Raw genomic sequence first — 25,389 nt, forward strand, 5'->3', positions numbered from 1 at the left:
CCACCCGACCGCATCAGAGAGGCAAGGAACCCCCGACATGAGCAACCCGTTCGAGAACCCCGAAGGCGTCTACTCCGTCCTCGTCAACGACGAGGGCCAGCACAGCCTTTGGCCCGACTTCGTGGACGTACCGGCGGGTTGGACGGTCGCCTACGGACCGGCCGCACGGCAGGAGTGCCTCGACCACATCGAGACCAACTGGACGGACATGCGGCCGAAGAGCCTCGTCGACGGGGTCTGAGCACACGAAAGGGGGGCGGGTCCGAGGAAATCGGACCCGCCCCCCTTTCACGTTCCCGTGCGTCAGGACGCTGGCTGCTCCACCTTCGTCGACGTCTTGCCGTCCACCGCGGCGGCGAGCTGCGGCACCAGGCGGTCGAGGACGTAGGGGATGCTCAACACCGTGGACAGGGACACGGCGTTGCCGTAGTCGCTGGTCTCCTTGATGAAGACCTCGCGGCCCTGCTTCACCACGTTCAGGTCGCCGTAGATCTTGTCACTGTGCAGCTTGGTGACGGCCGTGGTGGTGTCCGGGACGATCCACACGGCGACCTTCTGGTCGAGGAGGTCGTAGCGCTCCTTGCTGATGTTGGCGCCGAACGTGTCACCGATGACCTTGTCGAGGCCCTCCGGGAGCGAGAAGCCCAGGTCGGAGAGGAGCCGGGAGCGCGGGTCCTGGCTGCCGTAGACGAACACGCCCTCGTACGGGGTGGCCATGACGCCCGTCGCGCCGGCGAAGGCGGGGTTGGCCTTCTTGGCGACGGCGAACTTGGCCTCGACGCCCGACACCAGGGTCTTGGCCTCGTCGGCCTTGCCGAGCGCCTTGCCGATCTCCTCGGTCTGCTGCTGCCACGGCACGCCGTAGTCGTTGTACTGCTTGGGCTGGGCGACGACCGGCGCGAACTGCGACAGGCTCTGGTACTGCGCCTTGGTCAGGCCCGAGTACACGGCGAGGATCAGATCGGGCTTCAGGGCGGCGATCTTCTCCACCTGCGGGCCGGTGCCGGTGTCCTTGAGGGCGGTCGGTGCCGCCGCACCGCCCAACTTGTCCTGCGCCCAAGGGCCGATGGCGCCCTTGTAGCCGCCGAGCCACTCGGTCGTGCCGACCGGCACCTTGCCCAGGGCGAGGACGGCGTCCTGGTCGGTGAGACCGACGGTGACGATCCGCTTGGGCTCGGACTTGATCGTCGTACTGCCGAACTTGTGGGCGATCGTCACGGGGAACGCGTCTGCGGAGGCCTTCGCCTCCGACCCCGACGTGTTCGAACTGGACGACGTGGAGTCGGAGTCGGAGGAACCGCAGCCGACCGCCGTGACGGCCAGCAGGAGTACGGAGGCGAGCAGGCCGGACAGCCGGGCAGCTCTGGTGGCGCGGGGCATCGGATGATCCTTCTGTTCGTCGCGGTGGGTTCGGCGGGGGGTGACAGGTCTTCGCGGGGGGAGGTCTTGAGCGGGGGCTAGTGGGCTTCGGGGGCTGCTTCGGCGGATCGGCTGCCGGACCAGGCGTGCCACAGGGCGGCGTACTGGCCCTGCGCGGTGAGGAGTTCGTCGTGCGTGCCGTTCTCCACGACCCGGCCGTCGCTCAGGACGATCACCCGGTCCGCGGAGGCGGCCTGGCTGAGCCGGTGCGCCACGACCAGCGCGGTACGGCCGCGCAGCGCCTGCTCGGCGGCCTCGTCGAGCTGCCGCGCACCCGAACTGCCCGCCTCCGCCGTCGCCTCGTCGAGTACGACGACCGGCGGGTCGGCCAACAGGAGCCGGGCGAGGGCGAGTTGCTGAGCGCGGTCGGCGGTCAGCCGATGACCACCGTCACCGACGACCGTGTCCAGCCCCTCCGGCAACGCCTCGACCCAGCCGAGCGCGCCCACCGTCTCGAGCGCCTCCCGGAGTTCCTCGACATGCGCGTCCGGGCGGGCCAGCCGCAGATCCTCGGCGAGCGGCCCGGCGAAGACGTGCACCTCCTGCGTGACGAGCCCGACCAGGTGACCGGCCTCGTCCGGCTCGGCGCCGCCGACGTCGATCCGGCCCGACTGCGGGCGGTGCAGCCCCGCGACCAGCTTGGCCAGGGTCGTCTTGCCCGCACCGGTCGTACCGACCAGCGCGACCCGCTCCTTGGCCCGTATCTCCAGGTCGACGTCGTGCAGCACCGGGCGGCCCGGCACATACGCGTGGGAGACACCGGTCAGCGTCACGGACGGGGGACCGGCGGCGGTCGTACGGTCGTCCGCGCGGTCGGCGAGCACGGGCACGGGCTCGTCCACCACGCCGACGAGCCGTGCCAGCCCGGCCGTTGCGGACTGGGCGTCGTCGAGGAGCACCAGCGCGGTGTTGACCGGACCGAAGAGAGTGTGGAAGTACAGCGCGGCGGCGGTGGCCGTGCCGACCGAGGCGGAACCGTCGCGCACCAGCCAGAACCCGGTGGCCAGGACGGCGGACAGCCCCAGGTACTCGGCGATGTGCAGCCGGCTGTAGAAGCGGAGCATCAACTGCACGCCGCTCATGGTCAGTTCGACCGCCGAGCGCGAGCGTTCGGTGACCCGCCGGGTGTGGCCCTTCTGCAACCGGTACGCCCGTACCGTCCGCGCCCCGCCGATGGTGTCCAGCAACTGCTGCTGCTGTGTCCCGGTCGCGATGCGCTCCTTGGCGTACAGGGGAACGGCGTTGCGCACGTACCAGCGCGCGGTGTGCGCCTGCACCGGCACCGCGATCAGGGCCGCCAGCAGGAACCGCCAGTCCAGCAGGGCGAGCGCGCCCAACGTCAGCAGGATCGACAGCGCGGACCGCGCCAGCTCGGGGAGCGCCCCGCGCACGGCGTCGGCGACCCGCGAAACGTCGCGCGTGACACGGGCGTTGAGGTCACCGGACCCGGCCTTCTCCACCCGGTCGAGGGGGAGTGACAGGGCCCGCTCCACGAACAGTTCACGCAGCCGTGCGAGCGCGGTCTCGCCGAGCCGCGACACCAGGGACATGCCGAGTGCGGTGGTCACGCCCTGGACCAGGGCGACTCCGGCCAGCGCGACCACGGGGAAGGTGAGGGCGTCGGGGGAGCGGTGCTCGGTGACGATGTCGACGATATGGCCCAGCAGCGGCTGGGTGAGGAGTCCGACGGCCGTGGCGAGCACCAGCAGCCCGAATCCGGCGGCGGCCAACCCCCGCTGCGGGCGCAGCAGTTCACGCACCGCCGCGCGGGTGCGGGCGGGGGTGGCGGTGGGGAGGAGAGCACGGTCGGAGTCCGTCCGTATGTCGTCCGTCGTCATGCCAGCACCGCCGTCCGGTAGGTCGCGTCGGTTCGTACGAGGTCCGCGTGGGTGCCTTCGGCGCCGACGCGGCCCGCGTCGAGGAGGATCACGTGGTCGGTGACGGCGAGCAGGGCGGGGCTGTTGGTCACCACGATCGTGGTGCGGCCCTGCCGGAACTCGCGCAGGCCGTCGGCGATCCGGGCCTCGGTCACCGTGTCGACGGCCGTGGTCGGATCGTGCACGACCAGGACGGGCGGCCCGGCACGCAACGCCCGTGCCAGCAGCACCCGTTGACGCTGCCCGCCGGACAGGGAACGGCCGCCCTCACCGACGCCGGTCGCGGTCCCGTGCGGCAACGAGTCGGCGACTTCGTCGGCGCGGGCGGCGGCCATGGCACGTCCCGTGAGGAGATCGTCCTGTCCGCCCTCCGAGTCGTCCTCCGGCGTCACGTTCGCCGCCAACGAGCCCTCGAACAGCGCCGCGTCATGCGCGGCGACCAGCACAGCGGCCCGAAGTCCCGCCGGATCGAGCCGAGTCAGGGGCACGCCGTCCAGCTCGACCGAACCCGACTCCGGGTCCGTCTCACGACCGAGGCAGCGCAGCAGGGCCTCGGCGCCGGCCGGGTCCGTCACCGCGATGCCGGTCAACTGCCCGGCGGGCAGTTCGAGATCGAGGCCGTCGAGGCCGCCGAGCCGTACGCCCCGCAGCCGCAGTTCCCCGCGAACGGGCTCGGTGACCGGGTCGTCGCCGTCCATGACGGCGGGCCCGGTGGCCAGTACCTCGGCGACGCGCGCGGCCGAGGCACGGCCCTGCGCCAGTTCGGCGTTGACCCAGGCGAACGTCTCCAACGGGCCCAGCAGGAACAGCGCGAGACCCACCGCCGACACCAACTGGCCCAGAGTCAGCGACCCGTCGAGCGCCAGCCGACCGCCCACGAGAGCGATCAGCGCGATGAACCCACCGGTGAGCGCGAGCACGAGCCCGGTCTGCCAGGACTCGGCACGCGCCGAACGCAGCGTGGCGGCAAGGGAGATACGACTCGTCCGGCGATACCGCTCGACGGCGGCGTCCTGCGCGCCGAGCCCCTTCAACACCCGCAGCCCGGCCACCAGGTCGGCGGCCACGCCCGACGCATGGGCGGCCTTGTCCTGCTCGGCCTCGCTGCGCCGCTCCAACGGCTTGCTCAGCAGATGTCCCAGCCACAACAGAACGGGCGTACCCAGCAACACGATCAGTCCGAGCGTCACCGAGGTCAGCAGCAGCGCCACGGCGCTCACGACGACACCCGCGAGGGCCCAGATCCCGGCCATCAGCGCCATGTTGACCGCGCCGACCCGCTTGGCGTCCTCGGTGGCGACGTTGGCCATCTCGCCGGGCAGCCGTCCCTCCTCGGCACCGCCACGGGCGTCGAGCACCCGCCCCACGATCGCCAACCGCAGTGTGTGCGCGGCCTCTTCGGCACTGCGCTCACCGGCCTTGGCGCCCAGCCGGAAACTCCACGACAGCGTCACGTACATGACGGCCAGCACGCCGAGCCAGAGCGCCAGGCGTCCGGCGTTCTGCCCGGCGACGGCCTGGTCGATGACGACACCGATGAGCACCGGCACCAGGGCTTCCCCCAGTTGGTGCACGCTTCCGAGCGCCGAGCCGAGCGCGACGCGCCGTATCTGTCCCTTGACCGAGCGCGTCAGGACGTCCCGCCCCGACAGTTCCCCTGCTCCCACCAGCCACCCTCCGGAAACCGGCCAACTTAGGCAAGGCTACTCTAAGTGAATCTCGGGTAGTCGATGCCCTTTCGGTCCGCCCGGGACGTAACGGAGCGGTTTCGATGCACTAACCCGAGCCGCTGTGGGAGCCGTTCTCGGAGCCGCTGTCCGAGGGGTCGGCCGAGAGGCGTTGCCGTCGGATGCCGAGCGGTAGGCTTCCTGGGTGCGCCCGACGCGTTCGCGGCGCACGCCGGCAAGACAGACAGTCCGCGCGTTCAGGAGGACCGGCGTTGCACGTCCAGGAATGGCTCGACTCGGTTCCGGCGGTGGCCGTCTACGCCGTGGTGGCACTCGTCATCGGGGTGGAGAGCCTGGGCATCCCGCTGCCGGGCGAGATCGTCCTGGTCTCGGCGGCACTGCTCTCCTCCCAGCACTCGGGCATCAACCCGATCGTCCTGGGCGCCTGCGCCGTTGTCGGTGCCGTCATCGGCGACTCCATCGGCTACGCGATCGGCCGCAAGGGCGGACGCCCGCTGCTCGCCTGGCTCGCGAACAAGTTCCCCAGACACTTCAGCGAAGGCCATGTGGCCACCGCCGAGCGGTCCTTCGAGAAGTGGGGCATGTGGGCCGTCTTCTTCGGCCGCTTCATCGCCCTCCTCCGCATCTTCGCCGGCCCCCTCGCGGGCGTACTCCGCATGCCCTACTGGAAGTTCCTGATCGCCAACGTCCTCGGCGGAATCATCTGGGCCGGCGGCACCACGGCGGTCGTCTACTACGTGGGAATCGTCGCCGAGGACTGGCTCAAGCGCTTCTCGTACTTCGGCCTGGCGGCAGCGGTACTGGTCGGCCTCGCCTCAATGCTGATCGTCCGCCGCAAGGCGCAGAAGATGACGGCCAAGAAAAGCGAACCCGAACCGGTAAACGTCGGCGAGTGAAGCGCGCCCCAAGGGGCGCGGGGCTGTGCTGAATATGCGGCTCCGCCGCGTGGTCGCGACAAGCCACGACGCACCCGCCAACGGTCTACTCATGCACCCCCTTATGCGCCTTGGCCAACTCCGCATACATGGTTCCGTTGAGGGTCAACCCCTCCCGCTCCTCACCGCTCAGCCCGCGCCGCACCTTCGCAGGCACCCCGGCGACCAGTGACCCCGGCGGCACAACCATCCCCTGCGGCACCAACGCCTGAGCCGCGACAAGCGAACCCGCCCCGATCACCGCCCCGTTGAGCACCGTAGCCCCCATCCCGATCAGGCAGTCGTCCTCAACGGTCGCCCCATGCACCACCGCGTTGTGCCCCACGGAAACCCGCTCGCCCACGCTCACCGGGAACCCCGGATCCGCGTGCAGCGTGCAGTTGTCCTGGATGTTGCTGTGCGCCCCGACGGAGATCCGCTCGACATCGCCCCGCACCACCGCGCCGTACCAGACACTCGCCCCGGCAGCCAGCGTCACATCCCCGATCACGGACGCCGTAGGAGCGACGAAGGCATCCCCGTCGACCTTCGGCTCCCGCCCACCAATACCCACGATCAACGCCCTGTGCGTCATAAGACCCTCCCAACCGTCGGAGACACCCGCACCGTACGTCATCGGGTAGGGCGAAGATCACAGCGGCCGGACCGCATGGCCCAGGCTCCCGCTGAGTACCGTGGCCGGGTGCCCAAGCGCAAGAACACGTTCTCAAAATGGCGGCGCCAGCTCGCGCAGCGCGCCGTCCACGCGGGCTGGGCCTGGGTGCAGCGCACCGGCTCGGTGACGGCCAGGAACCCCGGCCGCTTCCACTTCGGCTCGATCGGCGAAGCCACCCGGCTCGCCTTCCCGCTGGGCACGGTCTTCGGCGAACCCTGGATCCACCTCGGCGCCCACTGCATCGTCGGCGAACAGGTCACCCTCACGGCGGGCCTGATGCCGGACCTCGACCTCGGCCCGGACCCGATCCTGCGCCTGGGCGACGGCGTGGTCCTCGGCCGCGGCAGCCACGTCATCGCCGACACGACGGTCACCATCGGCAGCGACTGCTACTTCGGGCCCTACGTCTACGTCACGTCCACGAACCATTCCTACGACGACCCGCACGAGCCCATCGGCAGGCAGTGGCCGCGTATGGAACCCGTCGAGATCGGCCCCGGCTGCTGGATCGGCACCGGCGCGGTGATCCTGCCGGGCGCGCGGATCGGCCGGAACGTGGTGGTGGCGGCCGGTGCGGTGGTCCGCGGCACGGTGCCCGACCATGCCGTGGTGGCGGGGGCGCCCGCACGGGTCGTACGCCGCTGGACGCAGACGGAGGGCTGGCAGCCTCCGCTCCGCACCCCCGCACCGGTGCCGATCCCCGCGGATGTGACCCCGGATCAACTGCGCGCACTCGCGGGCCTGGACGAGGCGAGCGCGGCGCGCCTGGCCGACCTGGACGAGGACGCGATCGCGCACCTGGCGGAGCTGGAAGCGGAGGCCTGAGCGGCACTTGTGCGGAGGCCTGACCCGGCACTTACGCCGAGGCCTGATCCGGCACCGATGCCGAGACGAGGCCCGGCACCCGACGCCCCCCCCCGCGGCACCTGACGCCGCCCTGCACACAACCCCGCCCCGCCCCCTCACCCCGTCGCCAGCAACAACGTCCCCACCAGCGCCAGCCCCGCCCCCGCCGCCTGGATCATCCGCAGCCGCTCACTCAGGAACCCGCGCGCGGCCAGCGCGGTCACCACCGGATACAGCGACGCGAGCACCGCCGCCACCGTCACCGGCCCATGCTGCGCGGCGATCGAATACGTCCCGTTGGCCGCCACGTCGGCCAGCCCCACGAAGGCCAGCGCCGGCAGTGAACCCCAGGGGAACCCGCCCTCCGGAAGCGCGACCCCGCCCCGCCGCACGGAGGCGTAGAGCGCGGCCCCACCCGTGGCCACGTTCGTGACGCGCTGCACGAACAGCGCGAGGAAGAGGCCGGTCACGCTGCTGGACGCCTCCGCGATCAGCGCGAACACCGTGCCGAAGCCGAGCGCGGCGATCAGGGTCAGGAGGATCGTCTGCCGTTGGACGGGCGCGCCCCGCAACTGCGGACCGCCCGCGAGGACGACCCCGGTGACGGCGACCGCGATCCCCGCCGCCTGCATCAGGCCTGGCCGCTCGCCGAGAAAGAGCCCCACCCCGACCGGTACGGCCACGCTCAGCGTCGCGAGCGGCGAGACGACACCCATCGGACCCAGCGCGAGCGCCTTGTAGAAGCTGAACAGCGCGACCGGCCCCACCATCCCCGCCGCGAACGCGAACCACAGCTGCGGCCCGGCCTCGCTCCAGCCCCCGGTGGCCACCACGATCGCGCCGAGCACGGCCGCCGCGATCCCCTGCGAGACCACGACCACCGTCAGCGCCGGGGTCCGCCTGGTCAGCAGTCCGCCGCCGAAGTCGGCCACTCCCCACAGGAGGCTGGTGGCCAGGGCGAAGAATGCTGTCACGGGGTGCCTCGCAGTACAGTTCGGTGCAGTTCGGTGAACGATCTGGTGCACCCCACCGTAGTTCACTGAACTGAACCCTGTCATCCATAATATTGACCTGAAGGTATGGGCGGAACGTGTCGGACCTCGACCTGCTGAACCAGTCCCTGGCTCGCAACGTCAAGCACTGGCGCTCGGTGCGCGGCTTCACCCTGGACGTGCTGGCCGCCCGCGCCGCTGTCAGCCGGGGCATGCTCATCCAGATCGAGCAGGCCCGCACCAATCCCAGCATCGGCACGGTCGTCAAGATCGGCGACGCCCTCGGCGTCAGCATCACCACCCTGCTCGACTACGAACAGGGCCCGAAGGTCCGCATCGTCCCCGCCGAGCGCGCCGTACGGCTCTGGCACACCGACGCCGGCAGCTACAACCGCCTCCTCGCCGGCACCGAGGCACCCGGTCCGCTGGAGATGTGGGACTGGCGGCTGATGCCGGGGGACTCCAGTGCCTCCGAGCCCCATCCCACCGGCACCGTCGAACTGGTCCACGTCACCACCGGCGAGCTGACCCTCACCGTGGACGGGGAGGACCATGTCGTCCCGGCCGGCGCGAGCGCCACCTTCGAGGCCAACACCCCGCACACGTACGGCAATCAGGGCGACGAACCGATGGAGATGGTGATGGCGGTGTCCGTCCCGCCGGTGCACCGGGACACCCCGTGAGCAGCCGTCGTACGACTGTTAGCGTGCCGTCATGCGCGCACCCATCGGACACTTCGACCACGCCACCCCGGCCCCCGACTGCCTCGACGAACTGACCCGCCCGGTCGCCGACGCCGTGCGCGCCTGGCACGGCAGTGTCCCCGCCGACCAGTTCGTCTACGTCGACACCGACCCCGAGTGGGCCGACACCGCCACCTTCGTCGAGCACTACGGCCGTGAGCTGCTGGAGCGGTCCGCGAACTGCGTGGTCGTGGCCGGAAAGCGCGGCGGCGAGACCACGCTGGCCGCGTGCGTGGTCCTGTCCACCACCCGCGTCGACGTCAACGGCGTCGTCCGCCGCCAACTCGGCGCCCGCAAGGCCTCGTTCGCGTCGACGGACACCGCGACCGGCGAGAGCGGCATGGAGTACGGCGGCATCACCCCCGTCGGACTCCCCGCCGACTGGCCGGTGTTGGTGGACTCGGCCGTCGTCGACCTGCCGTACGTCCTGGTCGGCAGCGGACGCCGGCGCGGCAAACTCCTCGTCCCGGGCAAGGCGTTCGCGGAACTTCCGGGCGCGGTCGTCCTGGAAGGGCTGGGCATCGCCTGAACCCCGGGGTTCTCACGCCATGGCGTGGTGGTGGGCCAACTCCCCGTGCGGGTCCGCCTCTCCCGGCACCGGTGCCGGATCGGCGTGCACCAGGGCAGCCGTCAGCCGCGGTACCGCGTGCAGCAGCGCGTGTTCCGCCGCCACGGCGACGGCGTGGGCCTGTCGTACCGTCGCCTCCCCGTCCACGACCACCGCCACCTCGGCGCGCAGCCGGTGCCCGATCCAGCGCAGCCTCAACTCGCCCACCCCGCGCACCCCTTCGACCTCCCGCACGGCGTGCTCGGCCCGGTCCACCAGGTCGGGATCGACGGCGTCCATCACGCGCCGGAACACCTCGCGCGCCGCGTCCCGCAGGACCAGCGCGATCGCGGCCGTGATCGCCAACCCCACGATCGGGTCGGCGAGTTGCCACCCCAGCGCCGAACCGCCGGCCCCGAGCAGCACGGCCAGCGAGGTGAACCCGTCGGTACGGGCGTGGAGTCCGTCGGCGACCAGCGCGGCGGACCCGATCTCCCGGCCGACGCGGATGCGGTACCTGGCCACCCACTCGTTGCCCACGAACCCGACGAGCGCCGCGACGGCGACCACGGACACGTGCGTCACGGGACGCGGAGCGAACAGCCGCTCCACCGCCGCCCAGGCCGCGAAGGCGGCGGACGCGGCGATCGTCAGCACGATCGCGATACCGGCCAGGTCCTCGGCGCGCCCGTAGCCGTACGTGAAGCGGCGCGTGGCGGCCCGGCGGCCGAGCACGAACGCGATGCCGAGCGGTACGGCGGTCAGCGCGTCCGCCGCGTTGTGCACCGTGTCGCCGAGCAGCGCGACCGACCCGGACACGACCACCACGACCGCCTGCGCCAGCGCCGTCACCCCGAGCACCGCGAGCGACACCCAGAGCGCGCGCATACCGCGGGCCGAGGACTCCAGGGCGGAGTCGAGTTTGTCGGCGGTCTCGTGGGAGTGCGGGGTGAGGAGATGGCCCAGGCGGTGACGGATGCCGCTGGGGGAGTGGTGATGGTGATCGTGCTGCGGGTGGTCGTGCTCGTGCCCGTGGTGGTGTCGGTCGCTCACGTGGGTCCCCTTCCGGTGCGCGGGTGGACGTACGACGCCCACAGGGTCATTATGTGCGTATGAGCGCACGCATGCACCTATCACCTGCGCACGATGCGCATCCGCGCACCCCGGGCGAGGAACAGTTCGCGCTGGCCGCCGAACTCCTGGCCCTCCTCGGCGACCGCACCCGGCTGACCCTCCTGCACGCGCTGACGGCGGGCGAGTCCGACGTCACCACGCTCACCGAGGCCTGCGACGCGGCCCGCCCGGCGGTCAGCCAGCACCTGGCGCGGCTGCGTCTCGCGGGTCTGGTGACCACCCGCAAGGAAGGCCGCCGGGTGATCTACGCGTTGAGCGACGGCCATCTACGGCGACTGGTCGGCGAGGCGTTGAACGTGGCGGACCACCGGATCGACGACCGCCCGCCGCACGACTGACGGTTCGTCAGCTCGCGGGGTCCTTGCCCAGGTACGACTCCGCGAACGCGAGCCCGGCGGAAGGGGATTCGAAGACGCGGCGCAGACGGGCGAGGGTGGTGCCCGCGCGGTACGGGTCGCCGGACGAGGTGCCGTGGTACACCTCGGAGAGCCACTGGGAGAACTCCTGGTAGTCCCACACGCGCCCGAGGCACGCCTCCGAATAACCGCCGAGGCCCGCTGAGTCGCCCTTCGTGACGTACGCGACGAGCGCGTCACCGAGCAGGAACGCGTCGTGCAGCGCGAGGTTCATGCCCTTCGCGGCGATGGGCGCGGTGAGGTGGGCCGCGTCGCCGGCGAGGAAGAGACGGCCGAACACCATCGGTTCGACAACGTAGTTGTGCATGTCGAGCACGCGCTTCTCGATCAGCCGGCCCTCGGTCAGCGGCGGGGCGCCGGTCGCGGCCAGGCGGTGCTGGAGCTCGGCCCAGACGCGTTCGTGCGGCCAGTTGCCGGGGTCGTCGCCGGGCGGGCACTCCAGGTAGTAGCGGGTGACCTCGGGACTGCGCGCCATGTGCCCGGCGAACCCGCGCGGATGGACACCGAACACCACACAGTCCGACGACGGCGGCGCCTCCGCGAGCAGCGCGAGCCAGCCGATGCCGTAGTCGTGCCGCGCTATCCGGGCCCGTTCCGGCGGCAACGCGGCCCGGGTCACCCCGCGCGCACCGTCGCAGCCCGCCACGAAGTCGCCGTGCACGAACTGCCGTTGACCCGTCTCCGGGTCGGTGTACGACACCGCCGGGCGGTCGGTGTCCAGGTCGTGCAGCTGGACGTCCTGGACGCCGAAACGGATCGCGCCGCCGCGTACGTCCGCGTACTCCCGCACCAGGTCCGTCACCAGCAACGGCTGTGGGTAGACGAAGTGGTGATGCCCCGTCAACTCCGTGTAGGAGAGCCGGTGTCGCTGCCCGCCGAAGCGGAACTCGCACTCGGTGTGCAGCTGCGCCCGCTCCAACAGGTTCTCGGCGAGCCCCCGTTGCTGGAGCCCGCGGACGGCCCACTCCTCGATGACGCCGGCCCGGGGCCGTTGCTCGATGAACTCGCGGGTCTCCGTCTCCAGGACCAGGCAGTCGATCCCGGCGGCACGCAGGATGTTGCCGATGGTCAGTCCGGCGGGTCCGGCGCCCACGACGACGACCGGAAAGTGTTGTGCCGGCGCCGAGTTGGGGTGGGGGGAGGGGAACGTCACCCGACCATTATGACGGTGTCCGGACAGCCGAAACCGGCCTCCTGGAGGGGGGCCGGTTCGGATTCTGTGCGGAAGGGACCGGATCAGTGCGTGGGCGCGTCCACGACCACGACCTCGTCGATGCTGCGGTGGATCTCGTCCGGCTGCGAGGAGACGGCGCGGGCCCAGTAGTAGATGACCAGCGAGAACGCGGCGATGATCAGGATGTCCCACCACAGCGGGATGTTGCCCTGCCCGCCGAAGCCGCCCTGCCAGGAGATCACGCCCATGCCGATCAGGTAGACCGGAAGCCACTGGGCGGCCCTGAAGTCCAGCCGGGGCGCGTCCGGCAGGTTCTTGCTCCTGGCGTAGAGGGCGTAGCCGCCGAGCAGTGCGTAACCGAGGATGATCGCCACACCGAGCCGCCAGAGGATGCCCCAAGTCGCCCAGTAGATGATGAGGTTGGCGACCACGAAGGACAGCGGGGAGATCACCTTGCCGCCGGGGAGACGGTAGGGGCGGTCGTGGTCCGGCAGCTTGTCGGTGAAGACGCCGTACGCCAGCGGTGCGCCCGCGTACATCAGGACGCTCGCCGAGGTGATGAAGCCGACCAACTGCTGCCAGCTCGGGAAGGGCAGGAAGCAGACGACCCCGGTCACGAAGGAGAGGATCAGGCCGAACCACGGCACGCCTCGGGCGTCCACCTTCTCGAACAGCTTCGGCGCGTAGCCGTTGCGGGAGAGGCCGTAGGAGACGCGGGAGGTGGCGGTGGTGTAGATCAGGCCGGTGCCGGCGGGGGAGACCACGGCGTCGAGGTAGAGCACGACGCTCAGCCAGCCCAGGCCGACCAGGGTGGCCAGGCCCGCCCAAGGGCCGTCTATGCCGGGGAAGTTGAGCTTGGCCCAGCCGTGCGAGAACGTGCTGTGCGGCAGTGCGGCGATGAACACGACCTGGAGCAGGACGTAGATGGTCGCGCCGATCGCGACCGAGCCGAGGGTCGCGCGGGGCAGGTCGCGCCGGGGGTTGCGGCTCTCGCCCGCGAGCTGGATCGCCTGCTCGAAGCCGAGGAGGGCGAAGATGATGCCGCTGGTGCTGATGGCACTCAGCACGCCCTTGGCGCCGAAGGGGGCGAAGCTCTCCGAAGTGAAGTTGCCCGGGTGGAAGTTGCCCACCGCGACGATGAAGATCGTGGCCAGCGGGACCGCGATCTTCCACCAGGTGGCCGCGCTGTTGGTGTGCGCGAGGACCTTCACCCCGAGGAAGTTGACCGCGACGAACACGGCCATCAGAACGATGGCGACGATGAGGCCGCTGGTCGTCAGGGTGCTGTCCTTCGCGTGCAGATAGCCCTTCGCGAAGTCCCAGTGCCCGGCGTAGCCGATCATGGCCTCGACCTCGATCGGGGCCACGGTCGCCGCCTGTAGCCAGGCGAACCAGCCGAACGACATGCCGGCCAGGCCGCCGAAGGCGTAGTGGGGATAGCGCGCCGTGCCGCCCGCCACCGGGAACATGCCGCCGAGTTCGGCGTGCACCAGCGCCAGCAGGACGATCGCGACCGCACCGATCACCCACGAGATGATCGCCGCGGGGCCCGCGACCATGACGGCGTTCTTGGCGCCGTACAGCCATCCGGAACCGATGATGGAGCCGACCGAGGCCCACATCAGGCCTATCAGTCCGACGTCCCTGCGCAGTCCACCCGGTTTGCTCGTGGCCTCCGGGAGAAACTGATCAACACTCGCCATGTCAAGGCGCCTCTCGAAGTCAGCACGCGTGCTTAACGGTCGGGAGGCCTCAGGCTAGGAATGTATGAATATTTTCAGAAGTGCGTTGCCTGAAATTTGACTTGGGCCGGAGAGCTTCTTTTACACAGTGTCCACACAGGTTTCCGCAGGTCAGCCGAGCCGTGGGAGCTCGATCGCCGGGCAGTGGTCCATGACCATGTCGAGGCCGGCGGCGCGGGTGCGGTCGTAGGCGCCCTCGTCGATCACGCCGAGCTGGAACCAGACGGCCTTCGCGCCGATGCCCACCGCCTCGTCGGCGACCGCGCCCGCGAGGTCGCTGTTGACGAACACGTCCACGACGTCCACCTCGAAGGGGATGTCGGAGAGGGCGGCGTACCCCTGCTCGCCGTGCACCGTCTCCGCCTTGGGATGGACGGGTACGACGCGCTTGCCGAAGCGCCGCAACACCTCCGCCACGCCGTAGGCCGCCCGGGACCGGTTCGAGGACAGGCCCACGACGGCCCAGGTGTCGCCGGACTCGGTGAGGATCTTGCGGATCGTTGATGGGTCGCCGTACATGCTCGGCCTCCTTGGAATCGTGCGCGCCCGCTGCTGCCTGCGACAACAGTGGGCGGAGCACCCTGATTCCTCAGTCCGCGACCACGGACGTGTTGAGGCCCTTGTCGTAGTGGTTGCGGGCGATCTTGATGCCCGAGCTGCCGTGGAAGACGAACAGCGGTGAGGTGTACGGCGGTTGGTCGGCCGCGGCCAGGCGGCGGACCGTGTTGCCGGTGAAGGTGAAGCCGCCGACGCTCTTGGCGTTGACCACCGTCACATCACCGATGTCGAAGGAGTTGTGCTCGACCTTGATGTTGTGGTGGACCGGGTGCGCCGGGTCGACGACCTGGTTGGTCGGCTCGACGAAGATCACCGGGCCGGTGGGGCGGGTGAAGGAGTTGTCGCGGATCGTGAGGTCGGCGACCGGGCCCGACTCGTACCACTGGTAGGCGTCGGCGGAGACGTAGATGCTGGCCATGGACATCGCGTCGAAGCGGTTGCCCGCGATCAGGACCGGCTTGCGGGTGGTGACCAGGATGCCGCGCGTCGGCACGTTGCGGAACGTGTTGCCGGTGATGACGACCGACGGGGTGGCCGTGATGTTCTCGACGACCGTGCCGCCGATCTCGACCCCGGCGGGGACCGGCCGGTCGAAGGTGACGTTCATCGTGGTCAGGGACTTGGTGTGGTCCATGCCGCTCGGGCCGTCGACCGCCGTGACCTTCGCGTGCGGGTCCGCCACCGGGGTCATCGTGCGCTTCGTCGTGAACTCGGCCTCGTCGCCCGGCGCGAACTGCGGGAACCCGGCGGTCTGCGGGTGTTCGTAGGCGAGGGTCAGCGTGTTCGGCCCCGGTTGCCCGACGACCTCCAGGTACGTGCCGTGGATGTTGATCGGGTCGTCGTGCGGGCCGTCGAAGAGGCTCCGGGTGATGGAGACCCTGCCCTTGACGCCGGACATCTGCACGAAGTCCGCGAACGAGGCCGTCGACCGGCCGGACTTCGGATCGGGTGCGAAGTCGACCTCGTCGATCGTGATGTTCTCGCTGAACTGGCCCACCACACCGAAGGACTGGAGGTAGTAGGCGTTCATCGAGCGCATCGTGACGTTCTTGGACTGCCAGATGAAGGCGCCCGGTTCCGTCCGCTCGATCAGGCGCATCTGGTAGACGAGCCCGGCGTCCGTCGGCTGCGTCGCGGTGCTGTAGTCGATGCGGATCCGGCGGCCGCCGAGGTCGGTGACCGAGGAGACGTCGTTGAAGAGCGGGTTGTCGCCGCGCCAGGTCCGTTGCGCCTCGGGGTCGTGGATCTGGGTGTACTGGAGTCCGTCGTCACCCTGCCAGTACGGCTGTCCGGTGGCCGGGCTCTTCTCGCCGAGCCAGGTGATGTGCGTGCCGTTCACCTCGTAGGGGCTGCCGGCCGGGATCTTCAGGACGCGGTACGCGTGCCCGCCGGTGACACCGGCGGTGGCGACGGTCGCGTCGATGACCTCGGGGGCCGCGTAGTCGAACGAGAAGTTCTGGAACGTCACGTTCGTCGAGCGGATCGACGCGAACGCCGTCTGAAGACCGTGGTGGACGAGCTTCGCCCCGCCGCCGTCGACGGTGACGTCGTGCATGTCCTCGATGAGCAGCCCGATCTTCTTGTCCCGGTAACGCTGGTCCGCGCCAACGGTGTTGGAGACATACAGCTCACGCGTCTCGGCCCGCTCCGGGTAGAGCTGGTAGGTGCCCTTCGAGAAGACGATCCGGACCGGCCGTCCGTGATCGACGTTCTTGGCGTGCCGGAGCGCCGCGACGACGGCGGGCGTCGAGTCCGTCCGCCCGGTGGGGTCGGCTCCGTACGCGTCCACGTCGACCACCGCCACCGGCGTCGTTCTCTGCGCCGCGGCCACAGGACTGCCGCCGCCGACGAGCAGCGCGAGCGCCACCCCGACGAACACGAACCGAGACATAGCCCCTCCGGAGCATTCATGATGCACGGCCATGAGCCGCGAAACACCCGATGAATAGGGGGAGTTGCCGCCGATTTCCCGGTCGGATCTCCGACTGGAGTGTCCTTAGATCCGACCTCTAGGTCAATGGTCTGGACGAGGCAAGGGAGTTGGCTCCTTCGGCGCCCCCGTGCTCGCGCGGATCACCAGCTCGGGGTCGAAGAGAAGCTCGCCGACGGGGACGTCACGGTTGCCGACCAGGGCGAGGACACTGCGCCCCGCCTCCGAGGCCAGCCGGTCGGCAGGCTGGCGGACCGTGGTGAGCGGCGGGTCGACGAAGTCCATGATCATGGAGCCGTCGTAGCCGACGACCGACACATCGCCCGGGACGTCGTACCCCTGCCGGCGCGCACCGCGGATCGCGCCCAGCGCCATGTAGTCGCTGGCCGCGACGATCGCCGTGGCCCCCCGGCCGAGCAGCGAGATCGCGGCGGACTGGCCGCCCTCGACGGTGTACGACTGCCGGACCACCCACTGCTCCGCGTCCTCGACACCGCGCCTGGCGAGCGAGGAGACGAAGCCGCTGACCCGGCGGTCGGCCGGACGGTTGCCGACCGGGCCGGACGCCATGCCGATACGGCGGTGACCGAGCCGGTACAGATGGTCGACGGCGAGTTCGGCGGCGAGCAGGTCGTCGGTGGAGAAGACCGGCGCCTCGCTCACGCCCTCGAACCGGCCGTTGATCCCGACGAACGGGATCCTGCGGGAACGCAGCAGTTCGTACGCCGAAGGGTCCGCGCCCTCAAGGGTGTTGCTGGCCGAGAGGAACACGACGGCCGCCACGCCCCGGTCGGCGAGCGAGGTCACGAAGTCCAACTCCTGCACCCCGCCCGGGAAGCACGGGCACAGGACCGTCTTCAGACCGTGCGGGGCGAGGACGGACTCGATGCGCTCGGCGACATCGGCGAAGAACGGGTTGGAGACCAACTCGGTGACGACCGCGACGAGTTGACCCCGGGTCTGCCGCTCGTACCCCAGGTCGGCCATCGCCTGCTCGACCGCCTCGCGGGTCTTGCGGGACACGCCCTGACGCCGGTTGATGACCCGGCTGACCGTGGCCTCGCTCACCCGCGCGCGCTCCGCGACCTCGGTGATGCCGACCTTCATACGGTTCCCTCCGTGGCCTCTCGGTGGACCTGCCTCAACCGGCTTGTCTCAACCGGCTTGCCTCAACCGACTTGCAGGGTTTCATTGAAAACTTTCATCAGAACCTTCCGCTCAAAGTAGCAGTCGGATTGCATGTCTTCCATGTTTCTCACGCATGACCATTGAATCGCCTCTCGGGCCCCTGCTAGCTTTCCGGCCACCACTCGGCCGCCCGCCCCCTCGTGGCGACCGAAGACCCGGGAGACCCGATGAAGCCCTCACGGCTCATGCTGATCACCGCTGTTGCCCTGCTCGCGCCGATGGCTCCCGCACTGTCGGCCGGCGCGTCCGCCGCCCCCCGCCCCCAACTCACCATCCCGGACCCGGGGTTCGAGAACGGCGGCACGGGCTGGACCTTCACCTCGGGCGCCGGGGTCGGCACCGGCAACAGGCACGGCGGCGAGCGCTTCCTCTACCTCGACGCCGGAGCCGGCAAGAGCGCCGAGCTGACCATCGTCGCGCCCAGGAACGGGAGTTACGACTTCTCCGCATGGATCGGGAGCGCCGGCACCGGCGGCGCCTACACGATCCGGCGCAACGGCGAGACCGTCGAGACGATCACGCTGCCGCAGCACCCCGGCTACGCCCGGTACACCATCAGCGGCGTCCAGTTGGGGACCGGAGACCGGCTGCAGATCGAGTTCGGCTCCGGCAGCGCCTGGGTCAACGCCGACGACCTGATGATCTCGCCCGCCGCGCCCGCCGATCCGAAGGTGACCTCGTCCGACCCCGAGGTCGTCGCGATGTTCGACTGGGCCCAGAAGAAGGCCAACAGCTGGGTCCAACTCCCCGGCACCGTAGGCCCGGTCAACGTCGACGAGTACCAGACCGGCGGCACCGGCAGCGCGACGTACGAGCCCACCTACTGGGCCGGATACGCCAACCGCAGCGCCTACTACTCCCGCGACATGACCCACCAGCTCGCCGGCGCCCACCTCATCGGCCTCGACGCCGAGAACGAGACGATGCTCCGCTCGTACGCGGCGTCGGCCACCGCCGAGCACACGTACTTCCCGGTGTGGTCCCTCAACTTCGACGCCAAGACCTACCTGAGCATCGACTACAAGAGCCCGGACAACTTCGTCCGCGAGGTGCCGGCCACGTTCGAACTCGTCGAGAAGGCGGCCCAGGCCTACCTGTGGACCGGCGACCGCAGATACGTCGACGACCCGGTGCTGTGGGACTTCTACCGGCACGCCACCGAGCAGTTCATCGACCTGCACAACTCGGCCAAGGACAACGGCAAGGTGAAGGTCGCCGAGGGCACGGGCCAGGGCATCTTCCAGGGCGCCGCCAGCTACAACGAGCAGGACGGCGACGGGCTCGCCGAGGCCGGGGACGGCATCGCCTCCGAGTACCAGGCGTACCTGGCGATGGCCGTCCTCGCGCGCGGCAAGGGCGACACCGGACTCGCCAAGACGTACGACAAGCGCGCCGCCGACCTGAAGGCGTACTTCAACGACGACTGGAGCGGCACCGGCAGCGGGGCCGACATGGTCCGCGCGTACACCACCTCCGGCACCCCGGTCACCGGCTGGGGCAAGGAGAACAGCGTCTTCATGCCGATGAAGCAGATCATCGCCCCCGGCCCGCGCAACGACGCCTACCTCGACTACATCCAGGCACAGGAGCTGGGCCCGGACGGCTCGCCCAACATCGAGTCGACGACGTACCTCCCCGACATGTTCTTCAAGAACAACCGGCCCGACACCGCCTGGCAGTGGATGAAGAAGATCTACGGTGAGCGGGAGACCCAGCACGTCAACTCCAGCCAGGGCCCCGACGGCGACTACCCCGAGGTGTCGTTCACCCTGGTCAGCCAGACCGTCCAGGGCCTGATGGGCATCACCCCGGACGCGCCGGACCACAAGGTGACCACCCAGTCGCAACTGCCGTCCGGCATGAAGTGGCTCCAGGCGGCGGACGTTCCCATCGGCACCGGCACGGTCACCGTCCGCCACGACGGCGCGACGAAGACCACGCTGACGAACAACTCCCGCAAGGGCTCCTACAGTTGGGAGGCACGCTTCCCCGGCGTCCACAGGAAGATCAAGGTCAACGGCGTTCCGCAGCGGGTGCGGACCAAGGTGGTCGACGGCGTGACCTACACGTACGCGACGCCGACGGTGCGGGCGGGGGCGACGGTGGTGGTGCAGGTGAGCGGCTGACGCGAACGCCGGCTCACGCTCACCGAGGGCTCCGTAGCGCGACAGTGAGATCGTCGAGGTACCGCGCGACCGGGCCCAGGGTGAGCAGGCCACTGCCTGCCCCGGCCAACTCGGCTGCGGCGGGCGCCAGTTCGGCGAGCGCGCGCTCCATCGTCTCCCGGTCGTCCACGGCGAGTGCCGCGCGGGCGGCCAGGCACCACAGGGCCTCGAACAGGAGGTCGCGGGGCGGGTCGGGGAGCGAGCGCAGTGCCGCCCGGGCTTCGGCGGGACGGTCGCGGGCCAGCAGTACCAGCGGGCGGGCCCATGGTTCGTACGGTCCCCAGTCGATGCGCTCGTCGGTCTGGGCGGGTCGCCCGCTCCGCAGGCGCAGGCACAGCAGGGCCAGCGGCAGCAGCCCCTGTTCCAGCCCGGGCATGCCGGATCCGTCCAGCCGAAGTGCCGCGTCCTGACAGGCGGTTGCCACCTCGGCCGGCCGGGGACTGCCGGTCGCGGTGAGTCGTAGGACCCGGTACCACTGGGTGAACACGCCCACCAGCGGCAGTTCATGACGGTCGGCCAGCTCTTCCGCCGCTGCCGCATGTCCGTCGGCTCCGGTGAAGTCCGCGAGGGCGCCGCGCGACTGGAGTCGGATGAGATGCCCGAGCACCTCGTACGTGACCAAGCCGTGCCGGGCGGACAGGGTGACCAACTCGGCGCCGATCTCGTCCCGTTGGGGAGCCAGTCCCGCGCGGTGGAAGGTCTGCATGAATGTGCCGTTGAGGGCGAAGGCCAGCAGCGCGGGGTCGTTCAACTGGCGGGCGATGTCCTCCGCCTGGCGGGCGGCCTGGGGTCCGCGTGCGGAGCGGGTGCCGCGTGACTCCAGCGCGATGGTGGCCAACAGGCGGGCCCGCGCGGTGAGATGGGCATCCGGCGGGAGCGCGGCCAAGGTGTGCTCGGCCGCGGCCACCGTGTCCGCCGCCTGGCGTGGGTCGTCGACGCGGGTCCAGATCGCGGGGACGTCGTAGGCGCCGATCACGCGGGCGGTGAGCTCCAGGTCGCCCAGTTCCTGCGCCGCCCTGATCGCCGCGAGGCGGTGCCGACGCGCCGCCTCCAGACCGCCGCCTCCGGTCACCGCGAGATCGCGGAGCAGGCCCACGGTCGACTCAAGGCGGGCACGGGCGCCGGATGCGACGGTGCGGTCGTAGGCGGCGGTTGCCCGAGCCCACACGTGGTCGGCGGGAGCGGTCGTATCCGACACGGGGTCGGGGTCCGGGGCGTGGGCGATGTGCGAGCCGGGGTCCAGGTGCTCGGCGTGGGCGAGGATGTCCGCCTCCAGACGGCGCAGGGTCGGGCCCGGGTCCGCGCCGAGTTGTTCCACGAGGAGGGTGCGCGCCCGGCGCAGTACCGCGAGCGCGTCGCCCTGACGGCCGGTGCGGTAAAGGGCCAGGGCCAGCAGGCGCCAGGCGTCCTCGCGCCACGGGTGTTCGGCCACGTGTGCGTCCAGGTCGGGGACCGCCTCGGCGGCCTGGCCCAGGGCGAGTCGGGCCTCGGCGCGGAGTTCGACGGCGTGCAGGCGGAGTTCGGTGAGGCGGGAGCGTTCCGCGCGGGCCCAGGTCTCCTCGCCGAAGTCGGCGTAGGCCGGGCCCCGCCACCAACTCAGCGCCTCCTCCAGGAGGTTGAGCGCGTGCGGGTCCGGCAGGGTTCCGGCAGTGGTCACCGCCCGCTCGAAGCGCCAGGCGTCCACGGCCTCGGGATCGGCCCGCAGTGCGTACCCCGGCCCCTCGGTGACCAGCAGCCGGGCCGGAGTTCGCGGCGGGCGCTCCGGCTCCAGCGCCCGGCGCAGCGCGGCCACGAAGGTGCGCACCGCGCCCACCGCGTCGGCGGGCGGCTCCGCATGATCCGCCTGGTCCGCCCACAGATCCTCGACCAGGCGCCCGACCGGCACGACCCGACGCCGGGCGACGAGCAGCCGGGCCAGCACCGCACGGTGCCGCGGTCCCTTCAGGGCGATCGCGTCCCCGGCACCGTCCCAGGCCGCGACCGGCCCCAGCACCCCGAACGCGACCTCCATCGCCGACCACCCTTTCCGGGGCATCGCCCCAGGTCACGGTAGCGCGCTCATTCGCTGCTCATCGGCGCGCGGCAGGCTCGGCGGCATCGCACGAAGGAAGTGCGAGAGAAGCACGAAGCACGTACGAACGAAGGGCGCACCATGCCACCGACCATCCCCGGCTTCACCTACCACCGCGTCCCCGTCGCGGACGGCGTCACCCTGAACGCGGCCGTGTCCGGCTCGGGCAGCCCGATCGTGCTGCTGCACGGCTTCCCGCAGAGCCACCTCATGTGGCGCCATGTCGCCGCCGACCTCGCCGCCGACCACACCGTGATCTGCCCCGACCTGCGCGGCTACGGCGCGAGCGACAAGCCCGCCGAGACCGACGGTTCCGGTTACGCCAAGCGCACCATGGCCGCGGACGTCGTCGCCCTCGCCCATGCGCTGGGGCACGACCAGTTCGCGCTGGCCGGGCACGACCGCGGCGCCCTGGTCGCCTTCCGTGCCGGACTCGACCACCCCGGAACGATCACTCACCTGGCCTGCCTCGACGTACTGCCCACGCTGGACATGTGGGACGTGATGCACGGAGTCACCGCCGCCGTGGGCTTCCATCTCTACCTGATGGCCCAACCCCCGGGCCTGCCCGAGCAGTTGATCACCGCAGCGCCCGACGCGTTCTTCGGGCACTTCCTCGACCTCTGGACCGACCACCCGTCCGCGATCCCCGCCGAGATCCGGGCCGCCTACCTGGACGCCTGCCGCGCCGCGATCCCCTCGATCGTGGCCGACTACCGCGCCTCCGCCGGTATCGACGTCGCCCATGACCGGGCCGACCGCGAGGCCGGCAACCGGCTGCGGATGCCGGTCGCCGTCCTCCAACAGGACTGGGGCGCCGCGCTCGGCTTCGACGCGGCGGCGCTGTGGCGGGCCTGGGCACCGGATCTACGGCACGAGACCGTCACCTGCGGCCACTTCATGGCGGAGGAGGACCCGGCGGTCGTGGCGAAGACACTGCGGGAGCTCGTCGCCGGCCGCTGAACCGGTGTGCCTCAGGCGGTCCACGCGGTCACGGCCGAACCGGTGTGTCCCGGTCGGTGCCCGCGGTCACCGTGAAGTCGACGTCCTCGCCGACCGCCGAGACCCCGTTGAACGCGGCACTCGCGTGGAGTCGGTTGGCGCCTTCCGGCAGCGGGGTGTCCGGTGTGCACGACCAGATGCCGTCGATGCGGGCGACACCCGCGCAGACCTTGTGCTCGGCGGCGTTCAGGACGCTCACCCGCGCTCCCGGATAGGAGGTCCCCGCGATCCGCGCCCGGCCGGACACGAACGTGCCGCCCGCCGGTTCGCTCAGCGTCGGGACGGGCATGCCGACGGTCACGGTGCAACGGCCGGACGCGCGCCGGGTTCCACCCGCGTCGGTCAGTACGACGGCGCACCCGGGCAGCCGCGTCCCCGGCACCGCCCGCGCGTCCACGGCGAGCGCGAACGGATAGCCGCCGTCCTTCCACGAACCGGGCCCCGAGTCACGGAGGTAGGTGTACGTGCCGCTCGTGCCGTCGGCGGTCACCGAGCCCTGGAACCGCGCCGTGTCGGCGAGGGGCGTACCGGTGACCCGGGCCCCGGTGGGCGCGGTCAGCCGCAGCGAGGACCCGGCCGGCAGCGCGGCGCCGGCGTACCCGCTGATTTCCACCAGCCCGGACCGGCCCGGCACGATGGTCACCCCGCCGCCCAGAACCCGTGCGGAGACCTCCCAGGAGTCGGTGCGGAGCGGCGCGGCGGCCGCGATGCCGGGCGGGAGGAGCGCCGTACCGGCGACGAGCGCGGCGGCCAGGAGGAGCAGCCGTCGGCGAAGGGGTGCCGGGGACGGTTTGCGGGGGAGCCTGCGGTCGGTCATCGGGAGTCTCCGGGGTCGTCTCGGCCGGGGTGCTGGTCGGGGCATCTCCCACCCCACACGCCCCACCGGCCTCGGCGAAAGGCGGGATGGGCGAACGGGTGAACGCAGGCGCGGTCGCGCACCCCGACGCGCCGGACAGACCGGGGTGAATCCCGCCACCTCGGCCGGAGCAGAGCGAACATGCATGCGTACGGCCGTCCGCCCGCCTACGCTCAGGCCGTGCTGCGCATCATCGACGCCCGAACCGGCGAGCCCGTCGAAGCCGCCCCCGCCCGCCGTGGCCTGACCAGGGTCGAGGCACACGCGTCGGGCCTGACTCCCACGACACTACGAGTCCTCCTCCTCTCCGATCTCCTCGTCCGCGCCCTCGAACTAGGCGGCACCCCCGTCTGGTCACTGCTCACCGGCGAGCACGAACAGCCCGAACTCCGGGCGGCGGCAAGGGCATTGGGCATACGGCCCTTCGAGGACGGCGGAGACCTCGGCTCCGGACTGGGCGAGGCGCAGGTCCTCCACGTGGCGACGGAGGGCGCAGCGGAACCCGGGGGAGTCCTGGTGGCCGTAGCACCCGTCGATGCGCCCACTACTTCCGCCCCGGACCTCTCCGACCCGGGTGCGCTCCGTCTCGCCCTGCTGTCGCACGCCCGGGACCTGCCGGTACGGCTCGACGTGGAGGGGCTGGAGGAGGCGCGGCGGACGCTGGCGCACTGGCGCGGATCGGTCGCCGGGTGGGCGCGTCAGCCCTCGCGGCCGGTGCCCGACGAGGTGCGGGCGGAGCTGCGGGCCGCATGGGAGGACGACCTGGACGTGCCCGAGGTGCTGCGGGTGCTGCGCCGGGTGGAGACCTGGCCCGACCTGCCCGACGGCGCCCGCTTCGAGACGTACGCCTACGCCGACCGGCTCCTCGGGCTCGAACTCACCCGTGACATCGGGTCGTTGGCGTGAGCGCCCGCGCCGGAGCCCGCCCGCTGCGCCGGCTGGTCGTGCTGCGGCACGCCAAGTCGGCCTGGCCGGAGGGGGTTCCCGACCACCGGCGTTACCTCGCCCCGCGCGGGCGCCGCGACGCCCCGGCCGCCGGCATCGCCCTCGCCGAGGCCGACTCCCTGCCGGACCTCGCGCTGTGCTCCACGGCCGTACGGGCGCGCCAGACCTGGGAGTTGGCCTCCGCCGAGTGGGGCACCCCGCCGCCGGTGCGGTACGAGCCGCGGCTCTACGCGGCCGACGTGCCGGACCTCCTCGACGTCGTCCACCAAGTGCCGCCCGAGGTCGAGACGTTGCTCCTGATCGGGCACAACCCCGGCCTGGAGGAGCTGGTCCTCGCGCTCGCCGGTGACAGACTCGACGACGCGCTCGACGAGGTCCGCGTGAAGTTCCCGACCTCGGCGATCGCGGTCCTGGCCTGGCACGGCGCCACCTGGCAGGACCTCGCCCCGGGCACGGCCCTGCTGACGAGCCTGACCGTGCCGCGGGGCAAGAAGACGTGAAGTGGG

At 71.1% G+C, this 25,389-nt stretch carries 23 protein-coding genes; 10 read left to right on the plus strand and 13 right to left on the minus strand.

Annotated features, from left to right (window positions below; translation table 11 throughout):
• Nucleotides 1-37: 37 nt before the first annotated feature.
• Nucleotides 38-241, plus strand: a complete 204-nt coding sequence (locus tag OG714_RS42660; protein ID WP_406129216.1) for an MbtH family protein — start codon at nucleotides 38-40, stop codon at nucleotides 239-241.
• A gap of 62 nt (nucleotides 242-303) precedes the next feature.
• Here the strand turns inward: OG714_RS42660 and OG714_RS42665 are convergent, their stop codons facing one another.
• From OG714_RS42665 to OG714_RS42675, 3 genes are all read right to left on the minus strand, one after another.
• Nucleotides 304-1,380 carry an iron-siderophore ABC transporter substrate-binding protein gene (locus OG714_RS42665; RefSeq protein ID WP_406129218.1) on the minus strand — a complete coding sequence of 359 codons (1,077 nt, stop codon included), beginning with the start codon at nucleotides 1,378-1,380 and terminating at the stop codon, nucleotides 304-306.
• A gap of 77 nt (nucleotides 1,381-1,457) precedes the next feature.
• Nucleotides 1,458-3,257 (minus strand): ABC transporter ATP-binding protein, encoded by a 1,800-nt coding sequence (locus OG714_RS42670; protein ID WP_406129220.1) that lies wholly within the window; start codon nucleotides 3,255-3,257, stop codon nucleotides 1,458-1,460.
• Nucleotides 3,254-4,963, minus strand: coding sequence for an ABC transporter ATP-binding protein (locus OG714_RS42675; protein WP_406129221.1), 1,710 nt, complete (start codon nucleotides 4,961-4,963; stop codon nucleotides 3,254-3,256). The genes OG714_RS42670 and OG714_RS42675 overlap by 4 nt, the downstream gene beginning before the upstream one ends.
• Before the next feature lie 272 nt (nucleotides 4,964-5,235).
• Here OG714_RS42675 and OG714_RS42680 point away from each other — a divergent pair, with 272 nt between their 5' ends.
• Entirely contained in the window at nucleotides 5,236-5,880 is a 645-nt protein-coding gene (locus tag OG714_RS42680) for a DedA family protein (protein WP_406129223.1), read from the plus strand.
• An 85-nt stretch (nucleotides 5,881-5,965) separates the two neighbouring features.
• Here OG714_RS42680 and OG714_RS42685 read toward each other — a convergent pair whose 3' ends face one another.
• Nucleotides 5,966-6,493: a gamma carbonic anhydrase family protein gene (locus tag OG714_RS42685; RefSeq protein WP_406129225.1), complete on the minus strand. Its 528-nt coding sequence runs from the start codon at nucleotides 6,491-6,493 to the stop codon at nucleotides 5,966-5,968.
• A gap of 108 nt (nucleotides 6,494-6,601) precedes the next feature.
• On the opposite strand from OG714_RS42685, the gene OG714_RS42690 reads away from it, so the two are divergent.
• Entirely contained in the window at nucleotides 6,602-7,399 is a 798-nt protein-coding gene (locus OG714_RS42690; RefSeq protein ID WP_406129227.1) for an acyltransferase, read from the plus strand.
• Nucleotides 7,400-7,536: 137 nt separating this feature from the next.
• Here OG714_RS42690 and OG714_RS42695 read toward each other — a convergent pair whose 3' ends face one another.
• Nucleotides 7,537-8,394, minus strand: a complete 858-nt coding sequence (locus OG714_RS42695; RefSeq protein ID WP_406129229.1) for an EamA family transporter — start codon at nucleotides 8,392-8,394, stop codon at nucleotides 7,537-7,539.
• Between the two features lie 116 nt (nucleotides 8,395-8,510).
• On the opposite strand from OG714_RS42695, the gene OG714_RS42700 reads away from it, so the two are divergent.
• Together OG714_RS42700 and OG714_RS42705 are read left to right on the plus strand one after the other, a co-directional pair.
• Nucleotides 8,511-9,095 (plus strand): helix-turn-helix domain-containing protein, encoded by a 585-nt coding sequence (locus tag OG714_RS42700; protein WP_406129230.1) that lies wholly within the window; start codon nucleotides 8,511-8,513, stop codon nucleotides 9,093-9,095.
• 31 nt (nucleotides 9,096-9,126) lie between these two features.
• A complete protein-coding gene (locus OG714_RS42705; RefSeq protein WP_406129232.1) occupies nucleotides 9,127-9,684 on the plus strand; it encodes a YbaK/EbsC family protein in 558 nt (185 codons plus the stop codon).
• Between the two features lie 12 nt (nucleotides 9,685-9,696).
• Here the strand turns inward: OG714_RS42705 and OG714_RS42710 are convergent, their stop codons facing one another.
• The gene (locus tag OG714_RS42710) at nucleotides 9,697-10,755 is read right to left on the minus strand and encodes a cation diffusion facilitator family transporter (RefSeq protein ID WP_406129234.1); all 1,059 of its coding nucleotides are present in this window, start codon (nucleotides 10,753-10,755) and stop codon (nucleotides 9,697-9,699) included.
• A gap of 59 nt (nucleotides 10,756-10,814) precedes the next feature.
• Between OG714_RS42710 and OG714_RS42715 the strand changes: the two genes are divergently transcribed.
• The gene (locus OG714_RS42715) at nucleotides 10,815-11,174 is read left to right on the plus strand and encodes an ArsR/SmtB family transcription factor (RefSeq protein WP_406129236.1); all 360 of its coding nucleotides are present in this window, start codon (nucleotides 10,815-10,817) and stop codon (nucleotides 11,172-11,174) included.
• A gap of 7 nt (nucleotides 11,175-11,181) precedes the next feature.
• On the opposite strand, the gene OG714_RS42720 is transcribed toward OG714_RS42715, so the two are convergent.
• The 5 genes from OG714_RS42720 to OG714_RS42740 all read right to left on the minus strand — a co-directional run bounded on the left by OG714_RS42720 (nucleotide 11,182) and on the right by OG714_RS42740 (nucleotide 17,763).
• On the minus strand, nucleotides 11,182-12,405 hold the full coding sequence (locus OG714_RS42720; protein WP_406129238.1) for a 4-hydroxybenzoate 3-monooxygenase: 1,224 nt from the start codon (nucleotides 12,403-12,405) through the stop codon (nucleotides 11,182-11,184).
• An 83-nt stretch (nucleotides 12,406-12,488) separates the two neighbouring features.
• A complete protein-coding gene (locus OG714_RS42725; RefSeq protein WP_406129240.1) occupies nucleotides 12,489-14,129 on the minus strand; it encodes an APC family permease in 1,641 nt (546 codons plus the stop codon).
• 150 nt (nucleotides 14,130-14,279) lie between these two features.
• Entirely contained in the window at nucleotides 14,280-14,687 is a 408-nt protein-coding gene (locus OG714_RS42730) for a CoA-binding protein (RefSeq protein WP_406129241.1), read from the minus strand.
• A gap of 70 nt (nucleotides 14,688-14,757) precedes the next feature.
• Nucleotides 14,758-16,617, minus strand: coding sequence for a right-handed parallel beta-helix repeat-containing protein (locus OG714_RS42735; RefSeq protein WP_406129242.1), 1,860 nt, complete (start codon nucleotides 16,615-16,617; stop codon nucleotides 14,758-14,760).
• Nucleotides 16,618-16,740: 123 nt separating this feature from the next.
• Complete coding sequence (locus tag OG714_RS42740) at nucleotides 16,741-17,763, minus strand: LacI family DNA-binding transcriptional regulator (protein ID WP_406129244.1); 1,023 nt, start codon at nucleotides 17,761-17,763, stop codon at nucleotides 16,741-16,743.
• 248 nt (nucleotides 17,764-18,011) lie between these two features.
• Here OG714_RS42740 and OG714_RS42745 point away from each other — a divergent pair, with 248 nt between their 5' ends.
• Nucleotides 18,012-19,970: a hypothetical protein gene (locus OG714_RS42745; protein ID WP_406129246.1), complete on the plus strand. Its 1,959-nt coding sequence runs from the start codon at nucleotides 18,012-18,014 to the stop codon at nucleotides 19,968-19,970.
• 19 nt (nucleotides 19,971-19,989) lie between these two features.
• Here the strand turns inward: OG714_RS42745 and OG714_RS42750 are convergent, their stop codons facing one another.
• Complete coding sequence (locus tag OG714_RS42750) at nucleotides 19,990-22,020, minus strand: BTAD domain-containing putative transcriptional regulator (RefSeq protein ID WP_406129248.1); 2,031 nt, start codon at nucleotides 22,018-22,020, stop codon at nucleotides 19,990-19,992.
• 141 nt (nucleotides 22,021-22,161) lie between these two features.
• On the opposite strand from OG714_RS42750, the gene OG714_RS42755 reads away from it, so the two are divergent.
• The gene (locus OG714_RS42755) at nucleotides 22,162-23,043 is read left to right on the plus strand and encodes an alpha/beta fold hydrolase (RefSeq protein ID WP_406129250.1); all 882 of its coding nucleotides are present in this window, start codon (nucleotides 22,162-22,164) and stop codon (nucleotides 23,041-23,043) included.
• 28 nt (nucleotides 23,044-23,071) lie between these two features.
• Here the strand turns inward: OG714_RS42755 and OG714_RS42760 are convergent, their stop codons facing one another.
• Entirely contained in the window at nucleotides 23,072-23,899 is an 828-nt protein-coding gene (locus tag OG714_RS42760; protein WP_406129252.1) for a carboxypeptidase regulatory-like domain-containing protein, read from the minus strand.
• A gap of 180 nt (nucleotides 23,900-24,079) precedes the next feature.
• On the opposite strand from OG714_RS42760, the gene OG714_RS42765 reads away from it, so the two are divergent.
• Both OG714_RS42765 and OG714_RS42770 read left to right on the plus strand, forming a co-directional pair.
• Entirely contained in the window at nucleotides 24,080-24,844 is a 765-nt protein-coding gene (locus tag OG714_RS42765; protein WP_406129253.1) for a hypothetical protein, read from the plus strand.
• Nucleotides 24,841-25,383: a SixA phosphatase family protein gene (locus OG714_RS42770; protein WP_406129255.1), complete on the plus strand. Its 543-nt coding sequence runs from the start codon at nucleotides 24,841-24,843 to the stop codon at nucleotides 25,381-25,383. The genes OG714_RS42765 and OG714_RS42770 overlap by 4 nt, the downstream gene beginning before the upstream one ends.
• Nucleotides 25,384-25,389: the final 6 nt, after the last annotated feature.

Source organism: Streptomyces sp. NBC_00989 (assembly GCF_045162655.1).
Classification (GTDB): Bacteria; Actinomycetota; Actinomycetes; order Streptomycetales; family Streptomycetaceae; genus Streptomyces.

Excerpts from the sequence above, each read along its gene's own strand:
- OG714_RS42660 (WP_406129216.1), top strand. The coding sequence starts at position 38 with ATGAGCAACCCGTTCGAGAACCCCGAAGGCGTCTACTCCGTCCTCGTC.
- OG714_RS42665 (WP_406129218.1), bottom strand. The coding sequence starts at position 1,380 with ATGCCCCGCGCCACCAGAGCTGCCCGGCTGTCCGGCCTGCTCGCCTCC.
- OG714_RS42670 (WP_406129220.1), bottom strand. The coding sequence starts at position 3,257 with ATGACGACGGACGACATACGGACGGACTCCGACCGTGCTCTCCTCCCC.
- OG714_RS42685 (WP_406129225.1), bottom strand. The coding sequence starts at position 6,493 with ATGACGCACAGGGCGTTGATCGTGGGTATTGGTGGGCGGGAGCCGAAG.
- OG714_RS42705 (WP_406129232.1), top strand. The coding sequence starts at position 9,127 with ATGCGCGCACCCATCGGACACTTCGACCACGCCACCCCGGCCCCCGAC.
- OG714_RS42715 (WP_406129236.1), top strand. The coding sequence starts at position 10,815 with ATGAGCGCACGCATGCACCTATCACCTGCGCACGATGCGCATCCGCGC.
- OG714_RS42725 (WP_406129240.1), bottom strand. The coding sequence starts at position 14,129 with ATGGCGAGTGTTGATCAGTTTCTCCCGGAGGCCACGAGCAAACCGGGT.
- OG714_RS42730 (WP_406129241.1), bottom strand. The coding sequence starts at position 14,687 with ATGTACGGCGACCCATCAACGATCCGCAAGATCCTCACCGAGTCCGGC.
- OG714_RS42735 (WP_406129242.1), bottom strand. The coding sequence starts at position 16,617 with ATGTCTCGGTTCGTGTTCGTCGGGGTGGCGCTCGCGCTGCTCGTCGGC.
- OG714_RS42740 (WP_406129244.1), bottom strand. The coding sequence starts at position 17,763 with ATGAAGGTCGGCATCACCGAGGTCGCGGAGCGCGCGCGGGTGAGCGAG.
- OG714_RS42745 (WP_406129246.1), top strand. The coding sequence starts at position 18,012 with ATGAAGCCCTCACGGCTCATGCTGATCACCGCTGTTGCCCTGCTCGCG.
- OG714_RS42750 (WP_406129248.1), bottom strand. The coding sequence starts at position 22,020 with ATGGAGGTCGCGTTCGGGGTGCTGGGGCCGGTCGCGGCCTGGGACGGT.
- OG714_RS42755 (WP_406129250.1), top strand. The coding sequence starts at position 22,162 with ATGCCACCGACCATCCCCGGCTTCACCTACCACCGCGTCCCCGTCGCG.
- OG714_RS42760 (WP_406129252.1), bottom strand. The coding sequence starts at position 23,899 with ATGACCGACCGCAGGCTCCCCCGCAAACCGTCCCCGGCACCCCTTCGC.
- OG714_RS42765 (WP_406129253.1), top strand. The coding sequence starts at position 24,080 with ATGCATGCGTACGGCCGTCCGCCCGCCTACGCTCAGGCCGTGCTGCGC.